General features: G+C 62.7%; 21 protein-coding genes and 2 tRNA genes. 15 read left to right on the top strand and 8 right to left on the bottom strand.

The window, feature by feature from the left end; translation table 11 throughout:
• Positions 1 to 75: 75 nt before the first annotated feature.
• The 9 genes from K0F85_RS00520 (at position 76) to K0F85_RS00480 (ending at position 8,104) form a co-directional block, all read left to right on the top strand.
• Complete coding sequence (locus K0F85_RS00520) at positions 76 to 2,280, top strand: GGDEF domain-containing response regulator (protein WP_219114069.1); 2,205 nt, start codon at positions 76 to 78, stop codon at positions 2,278 to 2,280.
• A 131-nt stretch (positions 2,281 to 2,411) separates the two neighbouring features.
• The gene (locus K0F85_RS00515; RefSeq protein WP_219114068.1) at positions 2,412 to 3,278 is read left to right on the top strand and encodes an urease accessory protein UreD; all 867 of its coding nucleotides are present in this window, start codon (positions 2,412 to 2,414) and stop codon (positions 3,276 to 3,278) included.
• A 25-nt stretch (positions 3,279 to 3,303) separates the two neighbouring features.
• Positions 3,304 to 3,606, top strand: coding sequence for an urease subunit gamma (locus tag K0F85_RS00510; RefSeq protein ID WP_034751936.1), 303 nt, complete (start codon positions 3,304 to 3,306; stop codon positions 3,604 to 3,606).
• 30 nt (positions 3,607 to 3,636) lie between these two features.
• A complete protein-coding gene (locus K0F85_RS00505; protein ID WP_102121717.1) occupies positions 3,637 to 3,966 on the top strand; it encodes an urease subunit beta in 330 nt (109 codons plus the stop codon).
• A 1-nt stretch (position 3,967) separates the two neighbouring features.
• Entirely contained in the window at positions 3,968 to 5,668 is a 1,701-nt protein-coding gene (gene ureC, locus K0F85_RS00500) for an urease subunit alpha (RefSeq protein WP_219114067.1), read from the top strand.
• A gap of 12 nt (positions 5,669 to 5,680) precedes the next feature.
• Positions 5,681 to 6,205: an urease accessory protein UreE gene (ureE, locus tag K0F85_RS00495; protein WP_219114066.1), complete on the top strand. Its 525-nt coding sequence runs from the start codon at positions 5,681 to 5,683 to the stop codon at positions 6,203 to 6,205.
• The gene (locus K0F85_RS00490) at positions 6,205 to 6,885 is read left to right on the top strand and encodes an urease accessory protein UreF (RefSeq protein WP_219114065.1); all 681 of its coding nucleotides are present in this window, start codon (positions 6,205 to 6,207) and stop codon (positions 6,883 to 6,885) included. The genes ureE and K0F85_RS00490 overlap by 1 nt, the downstream gene beginning before the upstream one ends.
• A gap of 23 nt (positions 6,886 to 6,908) precedes the next feature.
• Positions 6,909 to 7,547: an urease accessory protein UreG gene (gene ureG / locus K0F85_RS00485; protein ID WP_219114064.1), complete on the top strand. Its 639-nt coding sequence runs from the start codon at positions 6,909 to 6,911 to the stop codon at positions 7,545 to 7,547.
• Positions 7,544 to 8,104, top strand: coding sequence for a HupE/UreJ family protein (locus K0F85_RS00480; protein WP_257572429.1), 561 nt, complete (start codon positions 7,544 to 7,546; stop codon positions 8,102 to 8,104). The genes ureG and K0F85_RS00480 overlap by 4 nt, the downstream gene beginning before the upstream one ends.
• On the opposite strand, the gene K0F85_RS00475 is transcribed toward K0F85_RS00480, so the two are convergent.
• The gene (locus tag K0F85_RS00475) at positions 8,101 to 8,712 is read right to left on the bottom strand and encodes a 1-acyl-sn-glycerol-3-phosphate acyltransferase (protein ID WP_219114063.1); all 612 of its coding nucleotides are present in this window, start codon (positions 8,710 to 8,712) and stop codon (positions 8,101 to 8,103) included. The two genes, K0F85_RS00480 and K0F85_RS00475, sit on opposite strands and share 4 nt — an antisense overlap.
• Before the next feature lie 249 nt (positions 8,713 to 8,961).
• On the opposite strand from K0F85_RS00475, the gene K0F85_RS00470 reads away from it, so the two are divergent.
• Positions 8,962 to 9,183, top strand: coding sequence for a hypothetical protein (locus tag K0F85_RS00470; protein ID WP_219114062.1), 222 nt, complete (start codon positions 8,962 to 8,964; stop codon positions 9,181 to 9,183).
• 49 nt (positions 9,184 to 9,232) lie between these two features.
• Here the strand turns inward: K0F85_RS00470 and K0F85_RS00465 are convergent, their stop codons facing one another.
• The 5 genes from K0F85_RS00465 to K0F85_RS00445 form a co-directional block, all read right to left on the bottom strand.
• Complete coding sequence (locus tag K0F85_RS00465) at positions 9,233 to 10,297, bottom strand: alkene reductase (RefSeq protein ID WP_219114061.1); 1,065 nt, start codon at positions 10,295 to 10,297, stop codon at positions 9,233 to 9,235.
• A gap of 61 nt (positions 10,298 to 10,358) precedes the next feature.
• Positions 10,359 to 10,655, bottom strand: a complete 297-nt coding sequence (locus K0F85_RS00460) for a helix-turn-helix transcriptional regulator (RefSeq protein ID WP_219114060.1) — start codon at positions 10,653 to 10,655, stop codon at positions 10,359 to 10,361.
• Between the two features lie 122 nt (positions 10,656 to 10,777).
• Positions 10,778 to 11,950 (bottom strand): helix-turn-helix transcriptional regulator, encoded by a 1,173-nt coding sequence (locus K0F85_RS00455; RefSeq protein ID WP_219114059.1) that lies wholly within the window; start codon positions 11,948 to 11,950, stop codon positions 10,778 to 10,780.
• Between the two features lie 72 nt (positions 11,951 to 12,022).
• Positions 12,023 to 12,598: a hypothetical protein gene (locus tag K0F85_RS00450; protein WP_219114058.1), complete on the bottom strand. Its 576-nt coding sequence runs from the start codon at positions 12,596 to 12,598 to the stop codon at positions 12,023 to 12,025.
• Positions 12,599 to 12,763: 165 nt separating this feature from the next.
• Positions 12,764 to 13,126 (bottom strand): DUF1304 domain-containing protein, encoded by a 363-nt coding sequence (locus tag K0F85_RS00445; RefSeq protein ID WP_374198626.1) that lies wholly within the window; start codon positions 13,124 to 13,126, stop codon positions 12,764 to 12,766.
• A 191-nt stretch (positions 13,127 to 13,317) separates the two neighbouring features.
• Here K0F85_RS00445 and sugE point away from each other — a divergent pair, with 191 nt between their 5' ends.
• Together sugE and K0F85_RS00435 are read left to right on the top strand one after the other, a co-directional pair.
• Positions 13,318 to 13,638: a quaternary ammonium compound efflux SMR transporter SugE gene (sugE, locus tag K0F85_RS00440; protein ID WP_034783172.1), complete on the top strand. Its 321-nt coding sequence runs from the start codon at positions 13,318 to 13,320 to the stop codon at positions 13,636 to 13,638.
• 23 nt (positions 13,639 to 13,661) lie between these two features.
• Complete coding sequence (locus K0F85_RS00435) at positions 13,662 to 13,991, top strand: SMR family transporter (RefSeq protein ID WP_219114476.1); 330 nt, start codon at positions 13,662 to 13,664, stop codon at positions 13,989 to 13,991.
• On the opposite strand, the gene K0F85_RS00430 is transcribed toward K0F85_RS00435, so the two are convergent.
• Positions 13,992 to 14,954: a succinylglutamate desuccinylase/aspartoacylase family protein gene (locus K0F85_RS00430; RefSeq protein WP_219114057.1), complete on the bottom strand. Its 963-nt coding sequence runs from the start codon at positions 14,952 to 14,954 to the stop codon at positions 13,992 to 13,994. It lies immediately after the preceding gene.
• A gap of 139 nt (positions 14,955 to 15,093) precedes the next feature.
• Here K0F85_RS00430 and K0F85_RS00425 point away from each other — a divergent pair, with 139 nt between their 5' ends.
• The gene (locus K0F85_RS00425; RefSeq protein WP_219114056.1) at positions 15,094 to 16,206 is read left to right on the top strand and encodes an acyltransferase; all 1,113 of its coding nucleotides are present in this window, start codon (positions 15,094 to 15,096) and stop codon (positions 16,204 to 16,206) included.
• Between the two features lie 3 nt (positions 16,207 to 16,209).
• Here the strand turns inward: K0F85_RS00425 and K0F85_RS00420 are convergent, their stop codons facing one another.
• On the bottom strand, positions 16,210 to 16,674 hold the full coding sequence (locus tag K0F85_RS00420) for a hypothetical protein (RefSeq protein ID WP_219114055.1): 465 nt from the start codon (positions 16,672 to 16,674) through the stop codon (positions 16,210 to 16,212).
• A 148-nt stretch (positions 16,675 to 16,822) separates the two neighbouring features.
• On the opposite strand from K0F85_RS00420, the gene K0F85_RS00415 reads away from it, so the two are divergent.
• Positions 16,823 to 16,899: transfer RNA gene (locus tag K0F85_RS00415), tRNA-Val, on the top strand.
• Positions 16,900 to 16,980: 81 nt separating this feature from the next.
• Positions 16,981 to 17,057 (top strand) — tRNA-Val (locus tag K0F85_RS00410).
• Positions 17,058 to 17,238: the final 181 nt, after the last annotated feature.

The following is a 17,238-nucleotide window of genomic DNA, read 5'->3' as shown; positions in this document are numbered from 1 at the left end:
TTCATCGCAAAGAAATGTCTTGTCCAGCGTGGCAATCGACCGCCGCGCCTCATCCAAAGCTGAGAGAACTGCTACATGCACCGCGATTTTTCGGAACTGAATGCCAAGGGCGAAGTACTGATCGTTGAAGATACACCGGCTTCGCTGAAGCTGTTGAGCGATTTGCTGGCCGGCGCCGGTTATGCGGTGCGTCAGGCGCCGAACGGCGAACTGGCACTGTGGACGGCCCAGGCGCGCCCGCCTGAGCTGATCCTGCTCGATGTGCGCATGCCTGGCCTCGATGGCTTTGAAGTGTGCCGCCGCCTGAAGGAGATACCGTCCCTGCGTCAGGTGCCGGTGATCTTTCTGTCGGCCCAGTACGATACGGACGACAAGGTGCGCGGCTTTGCGCTGGGCGCCGTCGATTTCATCGCCAAGCCTTTCCAGGCCGAGGAAATCCTGGCCCGTACCGATGCCCACGTGCGCCTGGCGCGGGCGCAGCTGCAGCTGGCGCAGGAGCGCGCCAACCTGGAACGGCGCGTGGCCGAACGCACGGCCGAACTGGAGCAGGTGGCCAGTAACCTGGCGCGCGAAGTGCAGATCCGCCGCGCCAACGAAGAATTGCTGCGCCTGTCGGGCCAGGTCTTCGAAGCGACCCAGGACGCCATCCTGATCACCGACCCGGCCGGCGTCATTGTCACGGCCAATCCCGCCTTTACGCGCATCACCGGCTACGCGGCGCAGGAAGTGGTGGGCACGGACATCATGCGCCTGCACGCCGAACACACGGGCGAAGCGGTGCTGCAGGCCCTGCGCCAGGGCTTGCGCAGCAGCGGCTGCTGGTCGGGCGAGGTGCAGACGCGGCGCAAGAGCGGCGACACTTATCCCTGCCTGCTCAGCGCCTCCACCGTGTACGGGCCCGATGGCGCCATCGTCAACTACGTGGGCGTCTTCCTCGATATCAGCGAGCGCAAGGCCGAGCAGCATTTGATCGATTTCCTTTCCTACCACGACGCGCTGACGGGCTTGCCGAACCGCGTGCTGCTGCGCGAGCGCTTCGAGCAGGCGCGCGCGAACGCCGTGCGCGACAGCCAGCAAGTGGTGCTGATGTGTCTGGACCTGGACCGCTTCAAGAACATCAACGATTCGCATGGACAGGCCGTGGGCGACAAGGCGCTGCAAGTGGTGGCGCGTTTCCTCTCCGGCTGCGTGCGCGAGGGCGATACGGTGGTGCGCCAGGGCGGCGACGAATTCCAGATCCTGCTGCAGGACGATGCCTTGCTGGGGCGCACGCTGGCGCTGGCGCAAACCATCCTGGCCGGCCTGCGCGAAGAACTCAGCGTCGATGGCGAGCGCCTGGCGCTGACGACCAGCATCGGCATCGCCCTGTGCCCGGCCGACGGCGACAGCCTCGACGACGTGCTGCGCCACGCCGACACGGCCCTGGTGCGCGCCAAGGAAATGGGGCGCGACCACTATGCGTTCTTCACGGAGCGCATGGGCAGCGATATCCGCGCCCGCCTGGCCATGCAGCAGCAGTTGCGCGGCGCCATCTGCCGCGATGAATTCGAAGTGCATTACCAGCCGCAGATGTGTTTGCGCACGGGGGCCATGCTGGGCGCGGAAGCGCTGCTGCGCTGGAATAACCCGGTGCTGGGCAAGGTGCCGCCCGGCCTGTTCATTGCGCTGGCCGAGGAATACGGCTCGATCACGGCCATCGGCGAATGGGTGCTCGAAAGCGTCTGCGCGCAGATCCGCGTCTGGCACGACGCGGGCCTGGGCAGCATCAAGGTGGCCGTCAACCTGTCGGGCAAGCAGTTCGCGCAGGACCGCACCGTGCCTTTCGTCGAGGCGGTATTGCGCAAATACGGCATCGCGCCGGCCTGCCTGGGCATCGAGATCACGGAAAGCACGGTGATGGGTGACCCGGACAAGGCGGTGGCTGCCCTCACGCGCCTGAAGGATATCGGCGTGGGCATTTCGCTCGACGACTTCGGCACCGGCTATTCCAGCCTGGGCTACCTGAAGCGCTTTCCCATCGACGTGCTGAAAATTGACAAATCCTTTGTCGACGACGTTACCACCAGCAGCAGCGACGCGGCCATCGCCCGTTCCGTCATCTCGCTGGCGCACAACCTCGACATGCGCGTCATCGCCGAGGGGGTGGAGACGCGCGCGCAGGTCGACTTCCTGACGGAACACGGCTGCGACGAAATGCAGGGCTATTATTTCAGCCGTCCACTGGCGGCCGCACCGTTTACGGCCTTGCTGCGCGAACGGCGCATGCTGGCCGTGGCCTAGGCGTCTCGGTGCGGCCAATGCACCATTGTGGTGCGCCCGCTGCAGCGCGGTGCGCCATGTTCACTTTTCCTTCCTCCTGACGCTGGCACATATCCTGCTTAGGTAATCGCTTATTTACGCGATTGCCCCGCATGCCAGACAGCACCCGTCCAGCTACAACGAATGGCGCCAGCGCACACAGTGCCTGGCAGGCGCATTTGCGCCTGGGTTTTGCGCTGCACGATGGCGTCAGCCGTCTGGTCGAGCGCACGCACAGTGGCCCCTTGCGCGTGCAAAAGCCGCTGTATCCGGAAGGCGATGCCGTCTGCCACGCCATCATCATCCATCCGCCCGGCGGCGTGGTGGGCGGCGACCAGCTGGCCGTCGACGCTACAGTGGGCGAGGGCGCGCACGCCTTGCTCACGTCGCCGGGCGCCGCCAAATGGTACCGCGCGAATGGCCATCTCTCGGGCCAGCACATCGTGCTGCGCGCTGGGGCAGGCGCCGCCATCGAGTGGCTGCCGCAGGAGAGTATTTTCTTCGACCAGGCTTGCGTGCGCCTGCGCCACGACGTGGAACTGGCGGCGGACGCCTGCTACATCGGTTGCGACATCGTCTGCCTGGGGCGCAGCGCCTCGGGCGAAATTTTTAATAGCGGCAGCATCAGCCAGCAGGTGCAGATTCGCCGTGGCGGCAAGCTGCTGTGGTGGGAGCAGGGCGTGCTGGCCGGCGGTGGCGCGCTGATGCTCAGCCCGCTGGGATTGGCGGGGCACACGGTGTGCGCCACCCTGATCGCCGTCGGCATGTCCGTTTCACCGGCCGTGCTGGCGGCCGTGCGCGACATCGCCGTGCCAGCCGGCGCCGCGTTTGGCGCCACGCACATGAAAGCGCTGGTGGTGGTGCGCCTGCTGTGCGGCGACAGCGAGGCGGCGCGCCGCGTCATGCTGGCCGCCTGGCAGTTGCTGCGCCCCGCCATGCTGGGACGCGCCGCCGTCGTGCCCCGCATCTGGAACACTTAATCATGAAAGAAGCGCAAGGAAAAACATGGACCTGACACCCCGCGAAAAAGACAAGCTGCTCATTTTTACGGCCGCGCTGCTGGCCGAACGGCGCCTGGCGCGCGGCTTGAAATTGAATTATCCGGAAGCGGTGGCCCTGATCAGCGCGGCCATCATGGAAGGGGCGCGCGACGGCAAGTCGGTGGCGCAGCTGATGTCGGACGGCACGAAGATACTTTCGCGCGCCGACGTCATGGACGGCATCGCCGAGATGATCCCCGACATCCAGGTGGAAGCGACCTTCCCCGACGGCAGCAAGCTGGTGACCGTGCACCACCCGATACCGTAACCAAACAAGTGACATTGACAGGAGCCGATCATGACCCCAGGCGAATACAGATTGGAAGAAGGCGAAATCAGCTTGAATGCCGGGCGCGCCACGGCCACCGTGGTGGTGGCCAACCGGGGCGACCGGCCGATCCAGGTCGGCTCGCACTTCCACTTTTTTGAAGTCAACCCGGCGCTGGCCTTCGAGCGCTGGCGCGCCTACGGCATGCGCCTCAATATCACGGCCGGCACGGCCGTGCGTTTCGAGCCGGGCCAGCAGCGCACGGTGGAACTGGTGGCGCTGGCGGGCGAACGCAAGGTCTATGGCTTCAATGGCGAAGTGATGGGCACACTGCAAGACACTCCACCGGGAAAGGATTGAGATGGCCAGCATTCCCCGCAGCGCATACGCCGAGATGTTCGGCCCCACCACGGGCGACCGCATCCGCCTGGCCGACACGGAACTGTTCATCGAGATCGAGCATGACTACGCCATCTACGGCGAAGAGGTGAAATTCGGCGGCGGCAAGGTGATCCGCGACGGCATGGGCCAGTCGCAGCGCTGCGCGGCCGAGGTGATGGATACCGTCATCACGAATGCCGTCATCCTCGATCACTGGGGTATCGTGAAGGCCGATATCGGCCTGAAAAATGGCCTGATCTTCGGCATCGGCAAGGCGGGCAATCCGGACATCCAGCCTGGCGTGACGCTCCCCATCGGCGGCGCGACCGAGATCATCGCCGGCGAAGGCCTGATCGTCACGGCCGGCGGCGTCGACACGCACATCCACTTCATCTGCCCGCAGCAGATCGAAGAAGCCTTGATGAGCGGCGTGACCACCATGCTGGGTGGCGGCACGGGGCCGGCCGTGGGCACGGCTGCCACCACCTGTACGCCGGGACCATGGCACTTGCACGCCATGCTGGCGGCGGCCGATGCCTTTCCCATGAACCTGGGCTTCATGGGCAAGGGTAACGTCAGCTTGCCGCTGCCGCTGGAAGAACAGGTGCGCGCGGGCGCCATCGGCCTGAAATTGCATGAAGACTGGGGCAGCACGCCGGCGGCCATCGACAATTGCCTGTCTGTCGCGGACCGCATGGATATCCAGGTGGCGCTGCACAGCGATACCCTCAACGAGGGCGGTTTCCTTGAACACACGCTGGCCGCCTTCAAGGACCGCACCATCCACACGTTTCATACGGAAGGGGCGGGCGGCGGCCATGCGCCCGACATCATCGCCGCCGTAGGACAAGCCAATGTGCTGCCCTCGTCGACCAATCCGACGCGCCCGTTTACCGTCAACACGCTCGACGAGCACCTGGACATGCTGATGGTATGCCACCACCTGGACCCGGCCATTGCCGAAGACGTGGCCTTTGCCGAGTCGCGCATCCGCCGCGAAACCATCGCCGCGGAAGATATTTTGCACGATATCGGCGCCATCTCGATGATGTCGTCGGACTCACAAGCGATGGGGCGGGTGGGCGAAGTGATCATGCGCACCTGGCAGACGGCGCACAAGATGAAGGTGCAGCGGGGGCCGCTGGCGCCCGACACGGCGCGCAGCGACAATTTCCGCGCCAAGCGCTACATTGCCAAGTACACGATCAACCCGGCCATCACGCATGGCATTTCGCACGTGGTGGGCTCCATCGAGGCGGGCAAGATCGCCGACATCGTGCTGTGGAAGCCGGCCTTCTTTGGCGTCAAGCCATCGATGATACTCAAGGGCGGCATGATCGCCGCCGCGCAGATGGGCGACCCGAACGCGTCGATCCCCACGCCGCAGCCCGTGCATTACCGCATGATGTTCGGCGCCTTCGGCGGCGGCCTGAAAAAGTCGTTCACCTTTGTCTCGCAGGCGGCCTACGAGCTCGATATCGGCCACCAGTTGAAACTGAACAAATCCGTCATCGCCGTGAAGAATATGCGCGGCTTGCGCAAGCACGACATGATACACAACAGCGCCACGCCGCACATGGAAGTGGACCCGGAAACCTACGCCGTGCGCGCCGACGGCCAGCTGCTTGTGTGCGAGGCGGCCGCCGTGCTGCCGATGGCGCAGCGCTATTTTCTATTTTAAGCGGGAGACATCATGCTTACTTTGCATACCAAGCTGGGGCCGGACGACGAACGCATCGCGTTCGCGCAACTTGTGCTGCCCTATGACCAGCGCGAAAAATGCCGGCTGCGCGCCGTGCTGTCGAATGGCGACGACGTGGCCGTGTTCACCGTGCGCGGCACGGTGCTGCGCGATGGCGAGCGCCTGACAGGGCCGGAAGGGCGGGTGGTGCAGATCGTCGCCGCGCGCGAACCGACCTATCTGGTGCGCTGCCTCGATGCGCACACCTTGCTGCGCTGCGCCTTTCATTTGGGCAACCGCCACACACAGGCGCAGGTGGGCGACGGCTTTCTGCGCATCCGCAAGGATGTGGTGTTAAAGGAGATGCTGGAAGGCTTGCAGGCGACTGTGACGGAAGAAAGTGCGCCGTTCGAGCCGGAGGCGGGTGCGTATGGCGGCGGCCATGGCCACCACGACGGCCACGGCCAGCACTTGCTGGCGCCCGTGCCGCTGCGGCAGAAAATCCATCGTCCCGGCGACGTGCCAGGCGCCGCCTGATGCAGGCGTCGGCCCTGCTGCATTTGCTGCAATTCGCCAGCCCGGCCTTGCCGATCGGCGCCTACAGCTATTCGCAGGGGCTGGAGGCGGCGCTGGAGTCAAGCCTGGTGCATGACGCGGCCACGGCGCGCGCGTGGATAGCCCAGCATCTGACGCAGGTGGTGGCGCGTTGGGAAGCGCCGCTGTGCTGGCGCTTGATGCAGGCCTTCACGGCGCAGGATTTGTGCGCCGTGCAGCGCTGGAGCGAGCGCTTCATCGCTTCGCGCGACACGGCGGAGTTTCGCGCCGAAACCATCCAGATGGGATACTCCTTGACCCGCCTGCTGGCCGAACTGGGCGTGGCCGATGGCGTGCTGATCGACATGCTGCAGGGCCAGCCGGAAGTGGCACTGCCCACGGCCTACGCCTGCGCCGTGGCGGCGCTGGCCATTCCGCGCGAAGAGGCGCTGCTGGCCATGCTGTTCGCCTGGGCGGAAAACCAGGTGCTGGTCTGCGTGAAATCCGTGCCGCTGGGGCAGGTTGCGGGCCAGCGCCTGCTGCTGTCGCTGCGCCCTGAGCTGGAAGCGGCGGCCGTGACGGCGCAAACGTTACAAGACGAGGAGATGGGCAACTGGGCGCCCGGCCTGTCGCTGCTGTCGATGCGGCACGAAGTGCAGTACAGCCGCCTGTACCGATCCTGAACACTACAACGAGAGACTACAACATGACATCGATTACCTCCAACCCCCTGCGCGTAGGCATCGGCGGGCCTGTCGGCTCGGGCAAGACGGCCCTGTGCGAAATGCTGTGCAAGGGCATGCGCGAACGCTACGACATGGCCGTCATCACGAACGACATCTACACCAAGGAAGACATGGAAATCCTGCTGCGCGCCGATGCCTTGCCGGCCGAGCGCCTGATGGGCGTGGAAACGGGCGGCTGTCCGCACACGGCCATTCGCGAAGACGCGTCCATCAACCTGGAAGCCATCGCGCGCATGCAGGCCGATTTTCCGCATCTTGATTTGATCCTGGTCGAGTCGGGCGGCGATAACCTGGCCGCCACCTTCAGCCCGGAATTGTCGGATCTCACCATTTACGTGATCGACGTGGCCGGCGGCGAAAAAATCCCGCGCAAGGGCGGGCCCGGCATCACGCGTTCCGATTTGCTCATTATCAACAAGACGGACCTGGCGCCGTATGTGGGCGCCAACCTGGACATCATGGCGCAGGACGCCAAACGCATGCGTGGCGAGCGCCCCTTCGTGTTTACCAACCTGCGCAGCGGCGACGGCGTGCAGGTCGTTATCGATTTTATCCGCGAGCAAGGTTTGCTCGATCAACCAGGCAAGGAGTTGCAATGAGCGCAAAACTGATGAAGAAAACGGCCGCCGTGGCCACGCTGTGCCTGCTGGCGCTGCCAGCCATGGCCCACCCCGGTCATGGCGAGAGCGCCGGCTTCCTCGCCGGTTTCGCCCATCCGTTCACGGGCATCGACCATTTGCTGGCCATGCTGGGCGTGGGCCTGTGGGGTGGCCAGCAGCGCCGCAGCCTGGTGCAGCCGGCCACGTTTCTCGGCATGATGCTGCTTGGCGCGGTGACCGGCATGGCGGGCTTGACTGTACCAGGGCTGGAAACGGGTATCGCCGCCACGGTGGCGCTGCTCGGGTTGGCCATCGCGCTGGCGCTGGCGTTGCCGAACTGGCTCGGCATGGGGATCGTGGGCATGTTTGCGTTGGCGCATGGCAATGCGCATGGCCAGGAATTGCCGGCCGCCTCGGCGGCTTTCGGCTTCATGCTGGCCTCGGCCACCTTGTTGTGTGCGGGACGATTCATCGGTCAGGTACTGGCCGAGCGCGTGCTGCGCCTGGCCGGCGTGGCCTTGACGGCCGCCGGCATGGTGTTGATGGGGCTTGCTTAGGCGCCGGGGCGCTTGTCGGACAGCACGATGGGCGCCGCTTTTTCAGGGTGCAAGCCCAGATGGCCCGCATACACGGCGGCGATGGCGGCCATGTCGGCGTCCTTGTCGCCCGTCAAAGTGAGATGGTCGACGACGCCCAGCACCTTGTTCGGATAGTCGATGTAGACCAGCAGCAAGGGTACTTTGGCGGCCACGGCCAGATGATAAAAGCCGCTTTTCCAGTTTGGACGGTAGCTGCGCGTCGCTTCCGGCGTGATGGCCAGCCAGTACCAGTCGGCGGCCTGCATGCGTTCTGCCTGGCGCTGTATCGTGCCGCTGGTGGTGCTGCGGTCGACGGGTTCGCCGCCCAGGTAGCGCAGCACCTTGCCCATCGGGCCGCGGAACAGGGAATCCTTGGCCAGCCAGCGGAACGGCAGCGACAGTGCCCATTTGCCGAACAAGCCCACCATGAAATCCCAGTTGGACGTGTGCGGGTAGACGACGGCGATGCCGCGCGGCCCTGGCAGGGGACGGAAGCGCATGCGCCAGCCGAACAGGTGCAGCACGCGCAGCGCGCTGCGCTGGTGCCAGGTCGGCAAGTCGCTTGCCTGTACAAATAAATCGTCCATCGATACCCTTCAGTGACACTGTTCTTAATCGGATGGCGCTGGCGGCCATTTTCCTTGAAGCAAAATTCTGCGCAGGCATTCTATACGGGGCTGGCGACGGCGACAAGCAGCCGAGGCCGCTATTCATGCGGTGTCGGGGCGGTGGCTGCCGCTATTTTAACGATGCTTGGTCACTGTGTCGGGCACTAAATACACACAAAGTGGTCAAAACTTGATGCTGCGTTGATCCAACCCATAGGGAGCCATGGCATGAAAAACAGCATCGATGATGTACATGGAAACAATGTCCGAACGGACAAAGTGATGGCCGAGCTTGTCGAGCGTGGCGTGGCGTTTCATCACGCCCTGGGCCGGACGGTGGCGACAGCCTATTTGCGTGAGCACGCGGTACCGGCCGAGGTGATACGCCGCGTCTTCAGCAGCGTGCAGGCGCGCCGTGCGGCCCGGCCGGCACGGCGCCGATGGCGCTGAGGGGCAGACAGCAGCGACGAAGTGCCGCGGCTGTCGTTCGGAGTGTTGTTTAAACCTGTGCCGCCATTGCCGGGTAATCCGTGTAGCCGGCGCCGTCCGGGGCGTACAGCGTGTCCGGATTCAGGGGATTGAGTGGCGCGTCGCTGTGCAGGCGGATCGGCAGGTCGGGGTTGGCGATGAACCACAAGCCGAAGGCCACTGCATCGGCTTCGCCCTTGGCCAGCAAGGCTTCGGCCGCTGCCTTGTCCATTTTTTCGTTGGCAATGTACACGCCGCCAAATTCCTGCTTCAGATACGGACCCAGGCGGTCTTCTCCCAGCGCTTCGCGCGCACAGATGAAAGCGATGCCACGCTTGCCCAGCTCGCGTGCCACGTAACCGAAGGTGGCGCGCGGGTCGGAATCGCCCATGTCGTGCGCGTCGCGGCGCGGTGCCAAATGCATGCCGACCTTGTCCGCACCCCATACGTCGATGCATGCGTCCGTCACTTCCAGCATCAGGCGGGCGCGGTTTTCAATCGAGCCGCCATAGTTGTCGGTGCGCAAGTTGGTGCTGTCTTGCAGGAACTGGTCGAGTAAATAACCGTTGGCGCCATGGATTTCCACGCCGTCGAAGCCCGCTTTTTTCGCATTCTCGGCGCCCAGGCGGTAGGCCGCCACGATGCCGGGGATCTCTTCCGTGTCCAGCGCGCGCGGCGTCACGTATTCCTGTTTCGGGCGCACCAGGCTGACATGGCCTGCCGGCTTGACGGCGCTGGGTGCTACAGGCAGGTCGCCATCGAGAAATACTGGCGCGGAAATGCGGCCCACATGCCACAGTTGCAGCACGATCAGGCCACCCGCGTCATGCACGGCCTGGGTGATGTGTTTCCAGCCTTCCACCTGTTCCTCGGACCAGATGCCCGGCGTATCGGCATAGCCCACACCCTGCGGCGTGACGGCCGTCGCTTCGGAAATGATCATGCCGGCCGAAGCGCGCTGCGTGTAATACTCGGCCATCAGGGCGTTGGGCACGCGGCCCGGATTGCCGGCGCGCGAACGCGTCAGCGGCGCCATGATGATGCGGTTTTTCAGTTGTAAACTGCCGATGGTGATGGGGTCGAATAAAGTTGCCATGATTGTCCTTGTGGGTGCCGGTGAGGCGTCAATGTGAAGGGAGGGCGACGGTATTGCTTGCTTACAAACCTTGCTGCATGTGCTCGAGAAAGGCCGCGATGGTGGCTTCATTGCGGCTGAAGAAACTCCATTGGCCCACCTTGGTGGCCGAAACCAGGCCCGCCTTCTGCAGGCTGGCCAGGTGTGCCGAGACCGTCGATTGCGACAGATTCAGGCGGCGGTCGAGCAGGCCGGCGCACACGCCCAGGTGCAGCGGGTGGTCCTGTTCCTGGAAATACTGTTCCGGCTCTTTCAGCCATTGCAAAATCTGCCGGCGCACCGGGTTGGCCAGTGCCTTGTGGATGGCGTCGATATCCATGTTATTTCTCCTGAACTTACAATTCGCTTTTTAGCGATGTATATATCGTGTTTTGCAAATTCTAATATCGTCATATTACGATATAAATGGAAAGCGTGCTGGCGGCCCGCGTTTTTGAAAGCTCAGGCGGGCAGTGGGTTGCGCTGCAGTACGGCCGGGCCCGTCAGCACGATGCGCACCAGATCCACCTGGCCTTGGGCGCCGGCCTTGGCGGTGGCGCTCTTGATCTGCGTGCGCGCCGTATGGATGGAAATACGCTGGCGTTCGGCGTATTCCTGCAGGGAATAGCCGTTGACGAGTGCTTCCGTCAAGCGCGCCTCGGCCACCGTCATGCCATAGAAATTGCGCAGGGTGGCCGCCAGGGAGGTGATCAGGTCGCTGCTGTCGCTGAGGAAAACGGCGATGGCACTGGCCGCGCCGAACGGACTGTGCCAGGAGGGCAGCGGCGTGACGCGCAGGCGCAGCTGTTCTCCCGTCAGTCCGTTCAGCTTGAGCACACCGCCGGGGCCGCCTGCCGCCGTCGTGCCCGTATGGGCCGCCTCGTGCAGCATGCGCCGCAGCGCGCCGTTGTCCGCTTCGCGCGGGCAATACAGGGGCGCGCCTTCGCGCAGTTGCAGCAGCCGCGTCGCAGCCGTCATGGCCAGCGCCCGCTCGTTGGCGTACAGCAATTGTGACGTGGCGTCGAGCAGCAGCACGCCAAATGGCAGCAATTCCAGCACCTGGGTGGAACTATGGGACAGCACTTCCAGCCGGCGCAGCTTGCGTTGCAGGGCAAAGGCCGTCTGCAAGTGGGGCATCAGGCTGTGCATCAGCGCCAGCTCGCCCGCGTCGTAGGCGCCCGTCCGTTCGCGACGCACCACGGTGATATTGGTGGAGCGCTCGGCGCGCAATTCGACGATGGCCGCCGCCGTATAAAAGATGTCTTGCGGGCGCAGCCAGTCCGTCCAGTATTCGGTTTTCTTCAGGCAATGGTCGGGAAACAGCATGGAGCCGGTGACGACGGCGCCTTCGCGGTGCAAGGTGGCGTCTTCCAGCCAGACATTGCGCGCGCCGTAGTAGCTGGCAAAGCTGGTCATGGCATCCGATTCGAAGCCATACATGGCAGACAGGCCGCTGCCTGGCAACTGGACGTCGACCGAGCGGTTGCTGAAATCATTGGCCCAGATCAAGCCCGCGTGTGACTTCAGTTGTTGCGCAAAGGCAGCCAGGAAGTGCGACCAGGCGCCATGCCGCGTGGCGGCATCGTAGATCAGGGTAATCAGCGCCTGGCTGGCGACGGCGAGCGATGGCGTCATAGTCGATCCTCATGGCGGCAAGCGGTGGACGCAATACATTCCGGGGGGCGGCAGCGACGGCCGCCGCTTTCCTTAACGCGCTTCCAGCCAGCTTTTGCCGCCGGAGGTACACGTGCTGACGCTGGCGTACTGGCTGACATAGTTATACCCGCTGCCGCAGCCGCCTTCGCCGGATTTGACGGGGCCGTAGCAAGCGCCTTCATAGCTGAGCTTACCATTGACCGATGTGCTTTTGACGCAGAAATTATAGTTGCTTGCGGTGCTGTTGTTGGGCAAGGTGGGACCATTGTTTTGCCCGCAACCGAGCTCCTTGCTCACGCTGCGCGCATAGTCGACCATTTTCTGGTAGGTGCCGCTGTAGTAGGCATCCGCTTTGGCTTTTTCTCCCTGCTTACAGGCGGCAACGAGGCTATCGAATCCCGAGTCTGCCTGAGCGTAGTTGCCAGATACCTGGATGCCGCAGGCGCTGGCCTGCTTGCGTTCCGCGTCGCTGATCAGATTGCTGTACTGGCAGTTTGCCGAGGTGCCGCCGCTGCTGCCGGCACTGGTGGCGGCGCTGACCGAGCCACTGTCGGTGCCGCCGCCGCAGGCCGACAGCATGAGGCCGCCGAGCAAAGTGACGGCAATGGTGCTTGGATAGGTTTGCATGATTTCCCCTGTGGACTATGACTTGTCACCATGGTGTCTGGTGGTATCTTTTTTCTTGCTACAAGGAATTGTATCGGGCATGTTTTTTGGAAACATCACCCATTTGGGGTAGGCGCAGGCAGCGTGGAGCAGGGAGGGGCAGCCGGCAGGCCGCCCCGGCAGGAATCAGGCAAAGTGAAACAGCAGCAGGGCGATGACGGCTGGTACCGTTTGCAGGTAGAGGATGCGCGTCATGACGGTCGCTGCGCCCCACACGCCGGCGACGGCGATGCACGCCAGGCCGAAAACGGTAAACGCGTGGGCGATGGCCGCGTCCGGGTGCAAAAAGCCCAGCGCCAGCGCGGCGACGAGAAATCCGTTGTAGCAACCCTGGTTAGACATGGCGGGACGCACGATCTCCGCTTTTTCCTTCGACAGGCCAAACACCTTGCGTCCGCGCGCATCGAACAGCACGGTTTCCAGCAGCACGATATACACGTGCAGCAGCAGGATGAGGGCGGTAAGTATTTGGGCCAGAAGTAGCATCATTGTTCCCGAGAGTGAATAGTTGCGGCAATTATGCCGCCATCAGCCTATTTTTTGGCAACAGCACGAGAAAAATGTGCTTGCGGCAAGAGTTTTCACCCAATGGTATACTTTTCCCTTTGCTCCTGTGGGGACGACCCCGCTCGATGTGGGGGCTGTATGGCGGGGACGACCCTGCCGCCTCGGGAGACGTGATGGCGTGGATTATTCTGGTATTGGCGGGCTTGCTGGAAATTGGCTGGGCCATTGGCCTCAAGTATAGCGCCGGCTTTACGCGCCTCGTGCCATCCGTATTGACGGCCATTTCCATGCTGGGCAGCGTGGTGATGCTGGGCCTGGCTTTGCGTACTTTGCCGCTGGGCACGGCCTACGCCATCTGGACCGGCATCGGCACCGTGGGCACGGCCATCTTCGGCATCATGGTCCTGGGCGAACCGGCCAGCGCCGCGCGCATTGCCTGCATCGCCCTGATCGTGTCCGGCATCCTGGGCTTGAAACTGCTCAGTCCACAATAAAGGATGCCAGCATGAGCCTCGCCATGACGTATTTTTACCTGGCCATCGCCATCGTTGCCGAAGTGATCGCTACCAGCGCCTTGAAGGCATCAGACGGCTTCAGCCGCTTGTGGCCCAGCGTCATCACCGTGCTTGGCTACAGCATCGCCTTCTGGTGCTTGTCCCTGACCTTGAAGGTCATTCCTACCGGCATCGTCTACGCCATATGGTCGGGCGTGGGCATCGTACTCATTTCCGCCGTCGGCTGGTTCTGGTTCAAGCAAAGCCTCGATACGCCGGCCTTGATCGGCCTGGGGCTGATCATTGCCGGCGTGCTGGTGATTAACCTGTTTTCAAAGTCCGTCGGCCACTGATCAAAAACTGGCGGCGACTCTTGCCAGGTAATACCACTCGGCATTGGCTTGCGCGTTGACGTCCGGGAACAGGATGTAGGCGTCGAATTCGGCCGTCACGGGCGTACCGTCCGCGCGCGTGCCAATCTGTTCACCTTGCTTGACCTTGTCAAAGCTGGACCAGGTCTTGATGAAGCGGTCATCCGCATGCAGCTTGTCGTGCACGACGACCATGTTCAGCGCCTCCATGTCGGCGTCCGCGATCGGCGGCACTGTTGGCGCGTCGATAAAGCCCAAAAAAGCCAAGGTGTTCATGATGGCGCGGTAAGCAACATCGGGTGCGGCCGGATCAGCATGCTGGCCGCATTCCAGGGTCAGGGCATAGCCGCCCGTCGAGCGCATGTATTCCGTCGTGCCCACGCCGTAGCGCAAGACCAGGCCTACCTGGTCGCTATTGCCCAGGCGGCGTTGCACGCCCTGGCCATAGGCATGCAGCCAGCCATCGACGAAGCGGCGCACGCCCAGGCGGCGCGCCAGTGCGCGCTCCTTGTCTTCCTGCTGAAACGCTTGCAGCGGGCCATCGTTGTTGCGCGGTCCCACCATGACGAAGGGCTGGCTGTCAGCATTGAACGAGTGCAAGTCGAGCAGCACGTCATGCTGGCCCAGCAAGGGGCACAGCCAATTGGCGATGCGGTCTTCGAAATCCTGTGGATGCTCGTTCGGAAACAGATTGCGGTTCAGGTTGCGGTCGCCGCTGCGCACGCCCTTGGCGTAAGCGAGTGGATTGGTGATGGGCACGAAGGTGACGCTGCCGGCCACGATGGAGAGGGCGCCGCTGTCGAGTTCAGCCATCACGCGGCCGATGCCCTTGGTGCCGCAGGTTTCATTGCCGTGCACGGCGCCCGTGACGATCAGGCGCGGGCCGCTGCCCTGGCCCGTGTAGTTGATGGACTTGAAGTGGAGTGCGCTGCTCATGCTGGACATATCCTATGCTGTTGCGGGAAGGGAAAGCGGGGTCGGCATATTTTAGCGGGATTCGCCATGGCCGCCTGTAAAAAGTTGGCCACGGAAGGTTGCGGCGTGGCATGATCGGCGCCACCGTTGTTTTTCCTTGCTGATATCCATGTCGTCATCTTCGTCTTCTTCGCGCCTGGCCGGCCTCGATACCTTGCGCGCGCTGGCCATCGTGCTCGTCTTCATGAATCATTATTTGCTGTTCGTCAGCGACGGCGGGGCGTTTGGTTTCTGGGGAGAGATCGGTTGGACGGGCGTGGACCTGTTCTTTGCCCTCAGCGGCTATCTGATTGGTAACCAGATCTTTGCCTCCTTGCGCGGCGCACACGGTTTTTCCTTGCCGCGCTTCTATGCGAGGCGCTTCCTGCGCACCTTGCCCAACTTTTATGTCGTGCTGGCCCTGTATTATCTGTGGCCCGCGTTTCGCGGCGAGAGCGCGCTGCTGCCGCTGTGGAAATTCCTGACCTTTACGCAGAACATCAATCTGACGCCGGGCACGGCGTTTTCGCATGCCTGGTCGCTATGCGTGGAAGAGCAGTTCTATGTGCTGCTGCCTGCCGTGGCGCTATTGATCGCCGCTTGTCGCAGATCCCTGCAGTGGGCCTGGCTGGCCGTGGCCGCCAGCGTTATCGTTGGCATGCTGGTGCGCGCCACTCTGTGGGATGAATACGTGCAAGTGCCGCGCGGCGGCCTTGGCTATTACAAGTATATTTATTACGCGTCCTGGTGCCGTTTCGATGAACTGGTGGCGGGCGTGGCGCTGGCCTTGCTGAAAAACCATCACCCGAGCGCCTGGGCGCGCCTCACCGCCTATGGCAATCGGACCTTGCTGGCAGGAATTGTCAGCACGGCGCTGATGTTTTATGTGTTTCTCGGCGATCACTATGGTTATTGGGTGACGGTGTTTGGCTATCCTGCCCTGGCCGCCAGTTTCAGCCTGTTGCTGGTGGCGGCACTGAGTCCTGGCAGTGCACTCTATAAACTGCGGGTTCCGGGTGCGGCCAGCCTGGCCCTGTGGTCGTATGCGATTTATCTATTGCACAAGCAACTGTGTATCCTGCTGCGGCCCTATTTGCAGGACTTGGGCTACGGGCCCGATAGCCTCATGGCGATACTGTTCAGTATCGCCGTTAGCGTCGCCACAGGCTGGCTCTTATACAGATGGGTGGAAACGCCGTTCATGCGCTTGCGGGCGCGTTATGTTCCCACCCATCGTGCATGACGACTATATGTCGATCACGTCCAGCCCCCGTGGCGTGCCCACCAGCAATTCCAGGATGGCATGCACGCGCAGATTCGTGTCTTCATGTTGCGTGTTGAAGATCAGGGTGCGCAGGCCGGGCACGGCTTCCGTGATGTGGTCGCTGGCGTAGGCATTGATCAATAACACGACCAGGTCCGTGGCGCCCGCGCCGGGCTGGCGCCGCAGCCGGTCGTGGATCACGTTCAGCAGCGCGCGCTGCATGCGCGGCGTGGGATTGCTGATGTAGGCGAAGACACTCGGCGTGTTGGTGATGGCCGCGCACAGGCGCCGCTCCATTTCGTCCGGCTTCACGTCGGAAGCGATATCGAAGTACGCGCCATTCCAGCGCGTGCGCGCATGCGGGTGGCCGGGCGGGAAGGAGTCGGCGGTTTCGAAACCGCAGACGCGGCTCAGGGTTTTCAGCCAGCTGAATAAGGTGGAGTTCATGTCGCGATTCTAGCGGCATTCCGTGCACGCCGGGTCAACCCTAGATAAAGAGGGCTGACGCCCGGGAAGCGGATGAAAAACAGATTAAAGTTTCCTGTAAAACAGCCCTTGTCATTCTGGGAAAGCCTCTCTATAATGCTGGTCTTCGGGGCGGTTAGTTCAGCTGGTTAGAATACTTGGTCGACATCCAAGGGGTCGGGGATTCGAATTCCTCACCGCCCACCAGAATTTAGCAGTAGATGGTTTTTTAAGCTGGCGCAAGCCGCAAGCGGTCGTTTGAAATAAAATGATCAACAAAAGTTTTACGGGCGGTTAGTTCAGCTGGTTAGAATACTTGGTCGACATCCAAGGGGTCGGGGATTCGAATTCCTCACCGCCCACCAGAATTCAGTTAGAGAGAAAGGTAAAACCGGTTATGACACCGCGAACTACTACCAAGCTTTGGGAGTGACGCTAGTCGAACGGGTTTCCTTTGTCTCAAGAAAGTGAAAAACGCGGCTAGTCCGCGTTTTTTTGCGTCTGCGTTTTCCTTTCAGTTATTTTGCCCATCACACCGCAGTTTTA

It is taken from the genome of Janthinobacterium sp. UMAB-56, assembly GCF_900095265.1.
Lineage (GTDB): Bacteria > Pseudomonadota > Gammaproteobacteria > Burkholderiales > Burkholderiaceae_D > Janthinobacterium.
This window is presented reverse-complemented; position numbering and strand designations above follow the sequence as displayed.

Bases quoted from the DNA above. Each gene is read 5' to 3' on its own strand.
- K0F85_RS00520 (WP_219114069.1), top strand. From the start codon at position 76: ATGCACCGCGATTTTTCGGAACTGAATGCCAAGGGCGAAGTACTGATC.
- K0F85_RS00515 (WP_219114068.1), top strand. From the start codon at position 2,412: ATGCCAGACAGCACCCGTCCAGCTACAACGAATGGCGCCAGCGCACAC.
- K0F85_RS00510 (WP_034751936.1), top strand. From the start codon at position 3,304: ATGGACCTGACACCCCGCGAAAAAGACAAGCTGCTCATTTTTACGGCC.
- K0F85_RS00505 (WP_102121717.1), top strand. From the start codon at position 3,637: ATGACCCCAGGCGAATACAGATTGGAAGAAGGCGAAATCAGCTTGAAT.
- ureC (WP_219114067.1), top strand. From the start codon at position 3,968: ATGGCCAGCATTCCCCGCAGCGCATACGCCGAGATGTTCGGCCCCACC.
- ureE (WP_219114066.1), top strand. From the start codon at position 5,681: ATGCTTACTTTGCATACCAAGCTGGGGCCGGACGACGAACGCATCGCG.
- K0F85_RS00490 (WP_219114065.1), top strand. From the start codon at position 6,205: ATGCAGGCGTCGGCCCTGCTGCATTTGCTGCAATTCGCCAGCCCGGCC.
- ureG (WP_219114064.1), top strand. From the start codon at position 6,909: ATGACATCGATTACCTCCAACCCCCTGCGCGTAGGCATCGGCGGGCCT.
- K0F85_RS00480 (WP_257572429.1), top strand. From the start codon at position 7,544: ATGAGCGCAAAACTGATGAAGAAAACGGCCGCCGTGGCCACGCTGTGC.
- K0F85_RS00475 (WP_219114063.1), bottom strand. From the start codon at position 8,712: ATGGACGATTTATTTGTACAGGCAAGCGACTTGCCGACCTGGCACCAG.
- K0F85_RS00470 (WP_219114062.1), top strand. From the start codon at position 8,962: ATGAAAAACAGCATCGATGATGTACATGGAAACAATGTCCGAACGGAC.
- K0F85_RS00465 (WP_219114061.1), bottom strand. From the start codon at position 10,297: ATGGCAACTTTATTCGACCCCATCACCATCGGCAGTTTACAACTGAAA.
- K0F85_RS00460 (WP_219114060.1), bottom strand. From the start codon at position 10,655: ATGGATATCGACGCCATCCACAAGGCACTGGCCAACCCGGTGCGCCGG.
- K0F85_RS00455 (WP_219114059.1), bottom strand. From the start codon at position 11,950: ATGACGCCATCGCTCGCCGTCGCCAGCCAGGCGCTGATTACCCTGATC.
- K0F85_RS00450 (WP_219114058.1), bottom strand. From the start codon at position 12,598: ATGCAAACCTATCCAAGCACCATTGCCGTCACTTTGCTCGGCGGCCTC.
- K0F85_RS00445 (WP_374198626.1), bottom strand. From the start codon at position 13,126: ATGATGCTACTTCTGGCCCAAATACTTACCGCCCTCATCCTGCTGCTG.
- sugE (WP_034783172.1), top strand. From the start codon at position 13,318: ATGGCGTGGATTATTCTGGTATTGGCGGGCTTGCTGGAAATTGGCTGG.
- K0F85_RS00435 (WP_219114476.1), top strand. From the start codon at position 13,662: ATGACGTATTTTTACCTGGCCATCGCCATCGTTGCCGAAGTGATCGCT.
- K0F85_RS00430 (WP_219114057.1), bottom strand. From the start codon at position 14,954: ATGTCCAGCATGAGCAGCGCACTCCACTTCAAGTCCATCAACTACACG.
- K0F85_RS00425 (WP_219114056.1), top strand. From the start codon at position 15,094: ATGTCGTCATCTTCGTCTTCTTCGCGCCTGGCCGGCCTCGATACCTTG.
- K0F85_RS00420 (WP_219114055.1), bottom strand. From the start codon at position 16,674: ATGAACTCCACCTTATTCAGCTGGCTGAAAACCCTGAGCCGCGTCTGC.